The 12,811-nt window shown below is 62.0% G+C and carries 12 protein-coding genes; 4 read left to right on the top strand and 8 right to left on the bottom strand.

All coding sequences use genetic code 11. The features are described from left to right. Window positions 1–286 precede the first annotated feature (286 nt). Window positions 287–649, top strand: coding sequence for a hypothetical protein (locus A9K65_RS00370; protein ID WP_027161791.1), 363 nt, complete (start codon window positions 287–289; stop codon window positions 647–649). A gap of 63 nt (window positions 650–712) precedes the next feature. Further along, window positions 713–1,240, top strand: coding sequence for an AAA family ATPase (locus A9K65_RS00365; protein WP_064995735.1), 528 nt, complete (start codon window positions 713–715; stop codon window positions 1,238–1,240). Window positions 1,241–1,253: 13 nt separating this feature from the next. Here the strand turns inward: A9K65_RS00365 and A9K65_RS00360 are convergent, their stop codons facing one another. The 7 genes from A9K65_RS00360 to A9K65_RS00330 all read right to left on the bottom strand — a co-directional run bounded on the left by A9K65_RS00360 (window position 1,254) and on the right by A9K65_RS00330 (window position 10,706). Then, window positions 1,254–2,195 carry a glyoxylate/hydroxypyruvate reductase A gene (locus A9K65_RS00360; RefSeq protein ID WP_063169972.1) on the bottom strand — a complete coding sequence of 314 codons (942 nt, stop codon included), beginning with the start codon at window positions 2,193–2,195 and terminating at the stop codon, window positions 1,254–1,256. A gap of 29 nt (window positions 2,196–2,224) precedes the next feature. Next, on the bottom strand, window positions 2,225–3,856 hold the full coding sequence (locus tag A9K65_RS00355; RefSeq protein WP_064995734.1) for an ABC transporter ATP-binding protein: 1,632 nt from the start codon (window positions 3,854–3,856) through the stop codon (window positions 2,225–2,227). Next, window positions 3,853–4,998 carry an ABC transporter permease gene (locus A9K65_RS00350; RefSeq protein WP_064995733.1) on the bottom strand — a complete coding sequence of 382 codons (1,146 nt, stop codon included), beginning with the start codon at window positions 4,996–4,998 and terminating at the stop codon, window positions 3,853–3,855. Before A9K65_RS00350 ends, A9K65_RS00355 begins: the two co-directional genes overlap by 4 nt. After that, window positions 4,998–6,095, bottom strand: a complete 1,098-nt coding sequence (locus A9K65_RS00345; protein ID WP_013527941.1) for a microcin C ABC transporter permease YejB — start codon at window positions 6,093–6,095, stop codon at window positions 4,998–5,000. Before A9K65_RS00345 ends, A9K65_RS00350 begins: the two co-directional genes overlap by 1 nt. 30 nt (window positions 6,096–6,125) lie before the next feature. Next, window positions 6,126–7,994, bottom strand: coding sequence for an extracellular solute-binding protein (locus A9K65_RS00340; protein ID WP_063171156.1), 1,869 nt, complete (start codon window positions 7,992–7,994; stop codon window positions 6,126–6,128). Next, on the bottom strand, window positions 7,994–9,871 hold the full coding sequence (locus A9K65_RS00335; protein WP_064995732.1) for an extracellular solute-binding protein: 1,878 nt from the start codon (window positions 9,869–9,871) through the stop codon (window positions 7,994–7,996). The genes A9K65_RS00340 and A9K65_RS00335 overlap by 1 nt, the downstream gene beginning before the upstream one ends. Before the next feature lie 157 nt (window positions 9,872–10,028). Next, window positions 10,029–10,706: a cytochrome c family protein gene (locus A9K65_RS00330; protein ID WP_013527938.1), complete on the bottom strand. Its 678-nt coding sequence runs from the start codon at window positions 10,704–10,706 to the stop codon at window positions 10,029–10,031. A 192-nt stretch (window positions 10,707–10,898) separates the two neighbouring features. Here A9K65_RS00330 and A9K65_RS00325 point away from each other — a divergent pair, with 192 nt between their 5' ends. Continuing rightward, on the top strand, window positions 10,899–11,627 hold the full coding sequence (locus A9K65_RS00325; protein ID WP_027161787.1) for a 3-deoxy-manno-octulosonate cytidylyltransferase: 729 nt from the start codon (window positions 10,899–10,901) through the stop codon (window positions 11,625–11,627). A 9-nt stretch (window positions 11,628–11,636) separates the two neighbouring features. Beyond that, entirely contained in the window at window positions 11,637–12,500 is an 864-nt protein-coding gene (locus A9K65_RS00320) for a prephenate dehydratase (protein ID WP_013527936.1), read from the top strand. On the opposite strand, the gene A9K65_RS00315 is transcribed toward A9K65_RS00320, so the two are convergent. Beyond that, window positions 12,497–12,802 (bottom strand): Dabb family protein, encoded by a 306-nt coding sequence (locus A9K65_RS00315; protein ID WP_027161785.1) that lies wholly within the window; start codon window positions 12,800–12,802, stop codon window positions 12,497–12,499. The two genes, A9K65_RS00320 and A9K65_RS00315, sit on opposite strands and share 4 nt — an antisense overlap. Window positions 12,803–12,811: the final 9 nt, after the last annotated feature.

Here is a 12,811-nt window from a genome sequence, read left to right as displayed (position 1 = left end):
CGACAGCCGGTCGGCGGTGTCGGCAGCTTTTCGTCGGGTGTGATAGGAATTTTTTCTTTACACCCTGCCCTCAGCTATGGTACCTTTTCGCCCATGGTGCTGATTTGCGCCAGTGACCCGCCGGACAGGCGGGTTTTTCGTTTGATGCTCCGTCAGCCGCGCGCCTGCGGAGGGGCAGCCTCGCCGCCTCGCAAATATTCCTGCTGTGAAAAAGTCCGATTTGCATGCGCGACTGATATTTGGCATCTGCTCGCGTCAGGGCGGGATATCAGGAGGAGCATAGCCGATGCGCTGGAACATGATGATCTTGGCCTCTTGCCTGCTGACCGCCGGCTGTGTCGGTGGCACTTCGATGTCGGAACAGCAGGATGCGAACATCCAGTCGTCCCTGCAATACGACAGCGTGCCGTGCGACCAGTTGCTGGCGCAGCGCAATGGCTTGGCGCAGCAATACAACCTGCCGATCAAGGCCAAGCCGACCTTCTCCAATCCGGCGATGGGCTTCGGCCCGTTCACGCCGGACATGCGCTCCAAGGCCAAGCGCGATACCGACAAGGCGAGCGGTGAGATCGATGCCATGAACCGGTCGATCGACCGACGCGACTGCGGCCAGCCGGAGAAGCAGAAGAAGATCGCTCTGCCTGGCTAGAGGTCGGAGGCGGCTACGGGTCGAGAATCGCAGGCAACAAACCACCTTGCAGGGCACGATCGGATGCATCTCTCGGAGCTCGGGGACCGCATATGTATCTTGGGGCCGTCCAACAGTGGCAAGTCGACCCTCGCCGACGCGATTGCCCGCAAGCGTGATCTGGCGACTGTTCACCTCGATCAGCTCTTCCATCTCCCGAACACGGATTGGGAAGCGCGCCCAAGGGACGAATTCATTGCCTTGCACGACGCCGCAATCGCCGGAGAGCGTTGGGTGATGGATGGGAATTATTCGGCAGGTATGCCGCAACGTTTTCGGCGGGCGACGGGATTGATCCTGTTGGACATTTCCACACCCGCAAGTTTGTTGCGCTATTTTCGCCGGACGTTGTTGGAGCGGGAGAGGCGCGGTGCCTTGGAGGGCGGGCGCGACAGCGTCAAATGGGATATGATCCGCCATATCACTGTCGCCACGCCGAAAAATCGCAAACGCTACCTGGCTATGTTCGAGCAGATTGATCTGCCAAAGGTGCAGTTATCGTCACTGCGGGCAATCAAGAAGTGCTTCCGGGAGTGGGACCTGGCCCGATGAGGCTTTGTCCTGGCTAATACCCTGCATCGCGGTCCACCAGATTGTCGAGCTTTTCGCCGCGTTCGAAGGCGTCCATCTGGCGCAGCATGATCGGCGCCAGATGCACCGGATCGGAGGTCGCCGCCGCGTGTGGCGTCACGAACACTTTCGGATGCCCCCACAGCGGACTGGTCTTCGGCAGCGGTTCGACCTCGAACACGTCGAGGCTTGCCTCCTTCAACGTGCCGTCATCCAGCGCCCGCAAAATGTCGGCATCCTTCTGCAGGCGGCCACGCCCGGCATTGATCAGCACCGAGCCGCCGAGGCCGTTGCGTTTCCGCAGCTCCTTCAGCACGCCGTAGTTGATGATGCCCTTGGTCTCCGGCGTCAGCGGCAGAAGCACCACCAGGATGTCGGTTGCCTTGAGGAAGGGGATCAATCCAGCTTCGCCGGAATAGGTCGCGACGCCTTGCATGGCCTTGTCGGTGCGCGACCAGCCATTGACGGCAAAGCCGAGCGAGAGCAGCACCGAGGCCGCGGCGCGGCCGAGACTGCCGAGGCCCATGATGCCGACCGAAATGTCACCGGCAGGCCTCTGCTGCGGCTCATGCCAGATCTTCTTCGACTGCTGCGACCGGTAGAGCAGGCCCTGGCGGTGATGGTCGAGCACCCGCCAGACGACATATTCGGTCATGTACTGGGTGAGGTTGTCGGCAACGATTTTGACGATCGGCACGTCGGGCAGGCCGGGATCGGCGAAGATATGGTCGACGCCGGCGCCGATCGAGAAGATGGCGCGCAGATTGGGCAGCGACGCCAGGATGTTGGGCTTCTGCTTCCATACAACGGCATAGGTGATCGAGGGGTCGCTGGCGCCGTCCGGCTCCAGCACCACCTCGCGTTCGGCCGACAGCAGGTCGCGCCAGCGCTGCGGATGAAAGCCGGTGACGGCAAGCAGGATGCGGCCTTTTTCCATTGCGGTCCTTTAGTCCCTCTTTACGCAAATCACTCGCTGACGATGCCGACCGGTGCCGTCTCGATCTTGAAGGCGGCCGAGATCAGCGCCCGAGTATAGTCGGTTTGCGGATTTTCAAAAATCTGCTGGGAAGGGCCGGCTTCGACGATCCTGCCATTGCGCATGACGATGACGTCGTTGGCGAGCGCGCGGATGACTTTCAAATCATGGCTGATGAAGAGATAGGCGAGGTCGTGCTTGGCCTGCAGGCTGCGCAGCAGGTCGACGACCTGCGCCTGCACGCTCATGTCGAGTGCCGATGTCGGCTCGTCAAGCATGACGAAGCGCGGGTTGAGCACCATGGCGCGTGCGATGGCAACGCGCTGGCGCTGGCCACCGGAAAACTCGTGCGGGTAGCGGTTGCGGGTCGCCGGATCGAGCCCAACCTCCTTCAGCACGGCGGCCACCTTGTCGTCGCGCTCGTCGGGCGACAGCTTCGGCTCGTGGATCTTGAGGCCTTCCTCGATGATCTCGGCGATCGACATGCGTGGGCTGAGCGAGCCGAACGGATCCTGGAAGACGATCTGCAATTCGCGCCTGAGCGGCCGCATTGCATTGAAGGACAGCTGGTTGATGTCGCGACCGTTGAACTGGATTATGCCGGTCGACGAGATCATGCGCGCCAGCGCCAAGCCGAGCGTCGTCTTGCCAGAGCCGGATTCGCCGACCACGCCGAGCGTCTGGCCGGCGCGCACGGTGACATCGATGCCGTCCACTGCCTTCACATTGTCGACGATGCGGCGGAAGAAGCCCTGCTTGATCGGGAACCAGACCTTTATGTCCTTGCCGGTCATGACCGGCTTGGCGTCGGCATTGGCGGCCGGCGGCTTGCCCTTCGGCTCGGCCGCCAGCAGATGCCTTGTGTAGGCATGCTGCGGATTGGCGAAGATCTCCTTGGTCGGGCCGGTCTCGACGATCTTGCCCTTGGTCATCACGCAGACGCGGTCGGCAATCTTGCGCACGATGCCGAGATCATGGGTGATGAACAGCATCGACATGCCCTTGCGGCTCTTCAAGCCGGCCAGCAGTTCGAGGATCTGCGCCTGAACGGTGACGTCGAGCGCCGTCGTCGGCTCGTCGGCGATCAGAAGTTCGGGCTCGTTGGCCAGCGCCATGGCGATCATCACACGCTGGCGCTGGCCCCCGGACAACTGGTGTGGATAGGCATCGAGGCGCTTGTGCGGATCGCGGATGCCAACCTCGTTGAGCAGGGCCAGCGTGCGCTCCTTGGCGGGGCGGTCGGCCATGCCTTGGTGCAGCTTCAGGATCTCGACGATTTGATGCTCGATCGTGTGCAGCGGATTGAGCGAGGTCATCGGCTCCTGGAAGATCATGGTGATCTTGTTGCCGCGCACCTGCCGCAACTGCTTCTCGCTCATCGCCAGCAGGTCGTTGCCCTGGAACACGATCTTTCCCGAGGGGTGGCTGGCGCTTGGATAGGGCAAAAGCTTCAGCACCGAAAGCGCCGAGACCGATTTGCCGGAGCCGGATTCGCCGACCAGCGCCACCGTCTCGCCCTTGGCGATGTCGAACGAGATGTGGTCGACAGCCGTCGACTGGCCGCCGCCCTGGCTGAAGGCGACGCTGAGGTCCTGTACGCTGAGCAAGGGGGCTTCGCTCATCGGAACGTCTTGCGCGGATCGAAGGCGTCGCGCGTCGCCTCGCCGACGAAGACCAGCAGCGACAGCATCAGCGAGATGACGACGAAGCCGGAAATGCCGAGCCACGGCGCATTGAGGTTGCGCTGCGCCTGCTTGAGCAATTCGCCGAGCGAGGCGGAGCCGGGCGGCAGGCCAAAGCCGAGGTAGTCGAGCGAGGTCAGCGTCGAGATCGAGCCTGAGAGCAGGAAGGGCATGAAGGTCAATGTCGCCACCATGGCGTTGGGCAGCAGGTGCCGGAACATGATGGTGCGGTTGGGCACGCCGAGCGCCCGGGCCGCGTTGACATATTCGAAATTGCGGGCGCGCAGGAACTCGGCCCGCACCACGCCGACCAGCGCCACCCAGGAGAACAACAGCATCAGGCCGAGCAGGATGAAGAAGCCCGGCGGCAGGATGGCGGCGACGATGAGCAGGAGATAGAGCACCGGGATGGCGGACCAGATCTCGATGAAACGCTGGAACAAGAGATCCGTCCAGCCGCCGAAATAGCCTTGCACGGCGCCGGCCGCGACGCCGATCAAGGCCGAGCCGGCGGTCAGGATCAGGCCGAACAGCACCGAAATGCGGAAGCCGTAGATGACGCGCGCCAGCACGTCGCGGGCCTGGTCGTCGGTGCCGAGCCAATTCCAGTTGCCGAGGATGCAGGCGGGGTCGGCAGCACCCTGCGGATACTGGTTGCAGCGTGTCTTGGCGTCATACTGCCACGACGGCCTGGCCGGTGCTGCTTCGGGAATAGCGTTGTTGACCGTCTGATAGGAGTAGCGCACCGGCGGCCAGATCATCCAGCCATTGGCGTTGATCTCGTCCTGGATGACCGGATCGCGATAGTCGGTGACGGCATAGAAGCCGCCGAATTTTTCCTCGGGGTAGGCGACCAGCACCGGAAACAGGATCTCGCCCTTGTAGGAGGCGATGATCGGCTTGTCGTTGGCGATGAACTCGGAGAACAGCGACAGCACGAACAGGACGAGGAAGATCCACAGCGACCAGTAGCCGCGCCGGTTGGCTTTGAAGTTCTGCAGGCGGCGCTTGTTGAGCGGCGACAGCCAGGGCCGCGCGATCCGCTCCGGCACCGCTTCCGCGGGAGCAGTAGTCTCCGACATCAGACGTCTCTCCGCTCGAAATCGATGCGCGGATCGACCCAGGTGTAGAGCAGGTCGGACAAGAGCCCGACGAACAGCCCGAGCAGCGAGAAGATGTAGAGGTTGGCGAACACCACCGGATAGTCGCGCTCGACCACCGACCGGAAGCCGAGCAGACCGAGGCCATCGAGGGAGAAGATGTTCTCGATCAGCAGCGAGCCGGTGAAGAAGGCCGAGATGAAGGCGCCGGGAAAACCGGCGATGACGATCAGCATGGCGTTGCGGAAGACATGGCCGTAGAGCACCTGCCGTTCCGACAGGCCCTTGGCCCGTGCGGTCACCACATACTGTTTGCGGATTTCTTCGAGGAACGAGTTCTTGGTCAGCAGCGTCGTGGTGGCGAAGGCCGACAGCACCAGCGCGGTCAGCGGCAATGTCATGTGCCAGAAATAGTCGACGATCTTTCCCCACCACGACAATTGATCCCAATTGTCCGAGGTGAGGCCGCGCAACGGAAACCAGTCCCAGAAAGACCCGCCGGCAAACAGCACCATCAGCATGATGCCGAACAGGAAGCCCGGAATGGCATAGCCGACAATGACGACGCCGCTGGTCCAGACGTCGAAGGGAGTACCGTCCTTGACCGCCTTGCGGATGCCGAGCGGGATCGAGATCAAATAGGACAACAGCGTGATCCACAGCCCGATCGAGATCGACACCGGCATTTTTTCCAGGATCAGGTCGAGCACCGAAATGTCGCGGAAATAGCTGTCGCCGAAATCGAAGCGGGCATAGTTCCACAGCATCATGCCGAAGCGCTCGAGCGGCGGCTTGTCGAAGCCGAACTGCTTTTCCAGCTTCTTGATGAATTCCGGATCGAGCCCCTGCGCACCGCGATATTTCGAGCTGACGTCACCGGCGGCATCGAAATTGCCGCCAGCACCCGCGTCGCCGCCACCACCGCCGAGGCGGTCGCTGCCGCCCTGATTGGTCAGCCGGGCGATGACCTGTTCGACCGGACCGCCGGGGGCGAACTGGATGACGGCGAAGGATATCGCCATGATGCCGAACAGCGTCGGGATCATCAAAAGGATGCGGCGCAGGATATAGGCGCCCATCAGGCCTTCTGCCCTCGTTGAGCGAACATCTCAGCCTTTGCCAATTCTTGCCGCCTTGCCCTTATCGAACCACCACAGCGTCTCGACCGGAAAGCCGAAATCAGGCTTCTGTTCGACAAAGCCGAACATGTCCCAATAGGCGACGCGGTGATTCGCCAGATAGTATGTTGGAATCCAGTCCAGCCGCGCGCGCAAGACCCGGTCGAGCGCTCTGAGCGCCGTGACGAGTTCTATACGGTCTTTCGCCTTGGCTGCTGCCGCGATCAGGGCGTCGATGGCCTTGCTTTCGGTGCCCGGATAATTGCGTTGCCCCGGGATTTTCGCCATGCGGGAATCATAGAGCATCTGCAGGCTGTCGTCAGTCGGCGTCGCCCCGATCGACCAATGCAGCAAGGCAAGATCGAAGTCGTAATTGCTGTGCCGCTGCTCATACTGCGCCGAATCGATTTGCCGGATCGATGCGTCGATCCCGATCGCCTTCATATTCTCCGACCACGGGGTGTAGATACGAACGATGCCATCGTCCTCCGCCAGCATTTCGACCCGCAGCGGCTCACCCTTGTCATTGACGACGAAACTGCCGTCGCGCTTCCAGCCGGCTTGCGCAAGCAATCTCGAAGCCTCGCCCAGCAGCTTGCGGTCATGGCCCGAACCGTCGGACAGGGGCTGTGTTACCGCTTCACCGAAAACCTCTGGCGGCAACTCGGCCCGGAATGGCTCCAGCAGGGCCAATTCGTCAGGCGAGGGCAGGCCTTCGGCCTTGTAATCCGATCGTTCGAAGTTCGATTGAGAACGCTCGTAGGAGCCGTAAAACAAGGCCCGCTTCATCCATTCGAAATCGAAACATCTGGCGATCGCCCGCCGCACCCGCTCATCGCGGAATTGCGGACGACGCTGGTTCAGCGCGACGCTCTGCATGTCCGGCGTCTTCTCGCCGGGAAATTCCCGTTTGAGGACCTTGCCGTCCTTCAGCGCCGGAAAGTCGTATCCGGTCGCCCATACCCGTGAGGTGAATTCCTCGCGAAAATGCGTGTCGCCTTTCTTGAAGGCCTCGAATGCCGCCTGCCGGTCAAGATAGAAGTCGATGCGGATGCGGTCGAAATTGTAGAGGCCGCGGTTCACCGGGAGATCGCGGCCCCAATAATCGGCGACGCGGTCATATTCGACCGTCTGTCCGGCCGCCACGCGTCCAATCTTGTAGGGTCCCGAGCCAAGCGGCGGCGTCATGGTCGAAGCATCGAAATCATTGGCCGTGTAAAAGGCCTTGGAGACGATAGGCATCCCCACGATCGCAAGGACGTTTTGCGCCGACTGCTTGCCGTTGAGGGTGAGATCGACGGTGGTGGGATCGACCGCAACCACGTCGGTCATGTACCGCAACGCCTGGGAAAGGTTCGGATGGCCCTTGTCCTTATAGAGCTTCAGCGCAAAGACAACGTCTTGCGCGGTCAGCGGCGAGCCGTCGTGGAAACGCGCTTGCGGTCGCAGCACGAAGCGGAAACCGTTGCGGTCTGGCGACAGGGTAATGGTTTCGGCAAGCAGGCCATAGACTGCATCTGGCTCATCGAGCGCGCTTGTCATCAGCGAATCGAAACAGAGTTCGGCGCGCGGCGGCGCCTCCCCCTTCAACACCAGGAAATTCAACGTGTTGAAGGTCAGGAAGCTCTGATTGAGGGTTGCGTTCGGCGGCGCGAAATTCATCTGGCCGCCCTTGGGCGCGTCCGGATTTACGTAGTCGAAATGCGCGAAATCGGGCTTGTATTTGAGGTCGCCGAAGGCCGACAGGCCATGCAGCTTGATGCCGGTCGCAATGTCGGCGAAGGCCCGGCCGGGCAACAGGGCAGCGGCTGCCGCGGCACTGCCCAGGGCGAGAAAGTCGCGGCGGGGCAGGGCCGCCATCAATTGCCGCCCTTGTATTTGGCCGCCAGCGCCCTCTCCTTGTCCGGGTCGATCCACCAGGAATCGATGTCGGCGCCGACATAGGCGGGCTGCTTGTCGGGGAATTTGAACTTGTCCCAATAGGCCAGCCACACCGCCGACCGGTGATATTGCGGCAAGACATAGAAGTTCCACAGCAGGATGCGGTCGAGCGCATGGGTGGCGGCGACGAGATCGTCGCGATCGGTGGCGAAGATGATGCGATCGACCAGCGCGTCGATGGTCGGATCCTTGATGCCCATCAGATTGCGCGAACCGGGCGAATCGGCAGCTTTCGAGCTCCAGAAGTCGCGTTGCTCGTTGCCCGGCGATTCCGACTGCTGGAGGATGCCTGTGACGACATCGAAATCAAAATTGTTGACGCGGTTGATGTACTGCGTCTGGTCGATGATGCGCAAAGTGGCATCGACACCGATCTTGCGCAGATTGGCGATGTAGGGACTGGCGATCACCTGGTCAGTGTCGTTCCAGCCGAGGATCTCGAACTTGAACGGCGCGCCGGTCTTGGCATTGACCATCTTGCCGCCCTTGATCACCCAGCCCGCCTTGGCGAAGAGATCGACTGCCTGTTTCAGGTACTTCCGTTCCGCCTGCGGCGAATCATAGACCGGCAGCTTGAATTCCTGGGTGAAAAGTTCGGGCGGCAGCTTGTCGCGGTATTTTTCCAGGATCTCCAGTTCCTTGCCTTGCGGCAGTCCGCTCGACGCCAGTTCTGTGCCCTGGAAATAGCTCGATGTACGGGTGTTGAAGCCGAAGAACAGGGTGCGGTTCATGCTCTCGAAATCGAATGGGATGGTCAGCGCCTCACGCACCAGCCGGTCCTGGAACAGCGGCCGCCGCTGGTTGAGGACGAAACCCTGCATCGGTTGCGGCGCCTGGGTCTGGAAATCCTTCTTGATGACATCGCCGGCCTGGAATGCCGGGAAATTGTAAGCCGTCGCCCACTTACGCGAACTGTATTCGCGGTTGATGTCTTCCAGTCCGCCTTTGGTGAAGGCGAGCCAGGCAGCATTGTCGTCGAGGATATAGGTGTAGCGTCGGGTGTCGAAGTTCTCGCGGCCGATCTTCACCGGCAGCTTGGCCGCCCAGTAGTCCGGCACACGCTGCCAGATGATCTCCGAGCCCGGCTTGAAGCTGGCGATCTTGTAGGCCGCCGAACCGAGCGGGATTTCCAGGGTCGGCTTGGTCACGTCGCGTTTCTTGCCGTTGGCATCGGTGCCTTCCCACCAATGTTTCGGCAGCACTGCGAGGTCGCCGATGATCTTGGGCAGTTCGCGATTGCCCTTCTGGTTGAAATGGAACTCCACCTCGCGGTCCGAAATCGCCACCGCATCGGTGACATTCTCGAAATAGCGGCTGTATTGCGGGCTGTTGGCCTTGAGCACCTGGAACGACCAGATCACGTCATCGACGGTGATCGGCTGGCCGTCATGCCATTTGGCGCGCGGATCGAGCCGGTAAGTCGCGGAGGAATAGTCATCAGGATATTTGTAGGCGTCGGCGATCAGCGGATGGCTGGTGCTGCCTTCATCGGTCGCCTGCTCCATCAGCGTGTCGTAGAGCAGGCCGCCGCCGAACCCGACCAGGCCGGCGGCCGGTGATCCCTGGACGACATAGGGATTGAAACTGTCGAATGTGCCTGGCACCACCGAATTCAGCGTGCCGCCCTTGGGCGCGTTCGGATTGACGTAGTCGTAGTGCTGGAAATTGGCGCCGTATTTGGACTCGCCGATCAGCGATGAGGTGGTGCGCCATTCGTCGGCGCGGGCAGCCTGCAATCCCGCCGCCAGAAGGGCTGCCGCCAGCAACGACTTGAGAAGCGTTCGGCCAACCGTCATGCACTATCCTCTTCGCGATGCCCGTTCATGGGCAATCTAGATGATTTGGCGCTCGTGAAAACCGTCATGCGCGGCTTTGTCGCCGCCTATGCGGTTTTCCCAATAAAAAAGCCGGGCTGAACCCGGCTTTTTCAAGGTCGTTGAGATGATATCGAAATTATTGGGCAGGCGCCGGTGCCGGTGCGGCCGGAGCCGGGGCGGCGGGAGCGGCCGGCGCGGCACCCTCAGCCGGCTTTGCCGGAGCGGCTGCATCGGCAGGCTTGGCGCCTGCATCGGCGGCGGCACCGGGTGCCGGCAGCGGCTTGGGATTGTCGGACAGCGTGCGCAGATAGGCGATGACGTTGGCGCGGTCCTCGTCCTTGGGCAGGCCGGCGAAGCCCATGGCGGTGCCCTTCACGAATTTCTTCGGCGAGGTGATGAAGTGGTTGATGTTGTCGTAGGTCCACTTCTCGGTGCCGCCCTTGGAGAATTCCTTCATGCCGGCCGAATAGGCAAAGCCTTCATGCTCGGCGACCGGACGGTCGACGAGGTCCCACAGGTCCGGGCCGACCTTGTTGGGGCCGCCCTTTTCGCCGGAATGGCAGGCCTGGCACTTCTTGAAGACGGCAGCACCCTGCTCGACATTGGCGGTCGCCAGCAGATCGGCGATCGGCTTGGCCGCGGCGGCGGGCGCGGCCGGACCGCCTTCGGCGGGCTCGGCGGCCTCGATGGCGAAACCAGGCTTTTCCGGCGCCGGCGACGCAAACAGCGCATCGGACACAATGCCGACCGAGAAGACGACGAAAACGGTTCCGAGCAATCCGGCGAGCAGTTTGTTGACTTCGTTGGAATCCATACGCCCCTTGCTCCCTTTTCCGGCGGACAGAACCGTCCACTCCGTCCGTCGGTATCGTGACCGTCCTGCCAGGGCGGTCAAATCGGGCGGAAACTAGGTCTTTTGCTGCGGCGTTGCAACACCTATAAGGGCGCTTCCAGTGAGACCTTTTGCCACTTTCCCTGTCCTCTTTCGAGACGCCTTGCACCCGAAATGTCCACGCTGATCCTGATCCCGGCCCGCATGGCTTCGACCCGCCTGCCGGGCAAGCCGCTGGCCGACATCGCCGGCGCCCCGATGATCGTCCATGTCGCCCGCCGCGCCGCCGAAGCCGGCCTTGGCCGGGTGGTGGTGGCGACCGACACGCAAAGCGTGGCGCAAGCCGTGCGCGCGCACGGTTTCGAGGCCGTGATGACACGCATGGATCATGAATCCGGCTCCGACCGCATCCACGAGGCGCTGGTCGCGCTCGACCCTGGGCGCAAGGTCGAAACCATCGTCAATGTGCAGGGCGACCTGCCGACCATCGATCCCCGGATCATCGCCGCGTCGCTCAGGCCTTTCGAGGACAGTGCGGTGGACATCGCCACGCTCGGCGTCGAGATCGTCCGCGATGAGGAAAAGACCAATCCCAATGTCGTCAAGATCGTCGGCTCGCCGCTTTCCGGCAGCAGGCTGAGGGCGCTCTATTTCACCCGTGCCACGGCGCCTTGGGGCGAGGGGCCGCTCTACCATCATGTCGGCCTCTACGCCTATCGCCGCGAAGCACTCGAGCGTTTCGTCGCGCTCAAGCCGTCGCCGCTCGAACGGCGCGAGCGGCTGGAACAGTTGCGGGCGCTGGAAGCCGGCATGCGCATCGACGCCGAGATCGTCCAGTCGCTGCCGCTCGGCGTCGACACGCCTGAAGACCTCGAACGCGCCAGAACAATCCTTTCAACCTGAGATATCGGCATGCCTGAAAAGACCAACAGAATATCCTTCCAGGGCGAACCGGGCGCCAATTCCGACACCGCCAGCCGCAACATGTTTCCTTCGATGGAGCCGTTGCCCTGCCCGACCTTCGAGGATGCCTTCAACGCGGTCGAGACCAACAAGGCCGACCTCGCCATGATCCCGATCGAGAACACCATTGCCGGGCGCGTCGCCGATATCCATCATCTCCTGCCGGAATCGAAGCTGCACATCGTCGGCGAATATTTCCTGCCGATCCATTTCCAGCTGATGGTGCTGCCAGGCGTCAAGCGCGACGAGATCAAGACGGTGCACAGCCACATCCATGCGCTTGGCCAGTGCCGCAAATACGTTCGCAAGAACGGTTGGAAGGCGATCGTCGCCGGCGACACGGCCGGCGCCGCCAAAATGGTCTCCGAGGTCAAGGACCGCAGCATGGCGGCGCTGTCGCCGGCCCTGGCCGCGACCCTCTACGGGCTCGATATCATCGAGCAAAACGTCGAGGACACCGACTCAAACGTCACCCGCTTTGTCGTCCTGACCAAGAACAAGCAATGGGCCGAGCGTCCTTCGCCCGACGTCAAGATGATGACGACCTTCATCTTCCGCGTCCGCAACGTGCCGGCCGCGCTCTACAAGGCGATGGGCGGCTTCGCCACCAACGGCATCAACATGACCAAGCTGGAGAGCTACCAGCTGGGCGCTTTCACGGCGACGCTGTTTTACGCCGACATCGAGGGCCATCCCGACGACCCGCTGGTCAAGCTGGCGCTGGACGAGCTGCGTTTCTTCTCGCGCGAAGTGCGCATTCTCGGCGTCTATCCGGCCAGTGAGTCGCGTGAGCAGTGGAAGGTTGCGGACTAGATCACCGCGCCCAGCGGCACATAGTCGATCTCCATGAACGTCTCGACCTCCGGCACCCAGCGGTCGCGCACGAAGGCGACATGGTCTGGATGGTCGTTGTACCTGGTGTAGGCGGCCTGGTCGGCGAACTCCATCGAGAAGCCGAAACGATAGTCGTTCTTGGGGCTGATCTGCCGCAATTGCTCGAAATGCGTGACGCCCCTGATCGCGGTGAGGATCCTCTTGGCGTCGACCAGGAACCGCTTTTCCTCCAGCGAATGCGGCGGATGCTTCAGCGTGAAAACGACGGTGTGACGGATCATGTCCTGCTC

It is taken from the genome of Mesorhizobium sp. WSM1497 (assembly GCF_001672455.2).
Taxonomy (GTDB): domain Bacteria; phylum Pseudomonadota; class Alphaproteobacteria; order Rhizobiales; family Rhizobiaceae; genus Mesorhizobium; species Mesorhizobium ciceri.
This window is presented reverse-complemented; position numbering and strand designations above follow the sequence as displayed.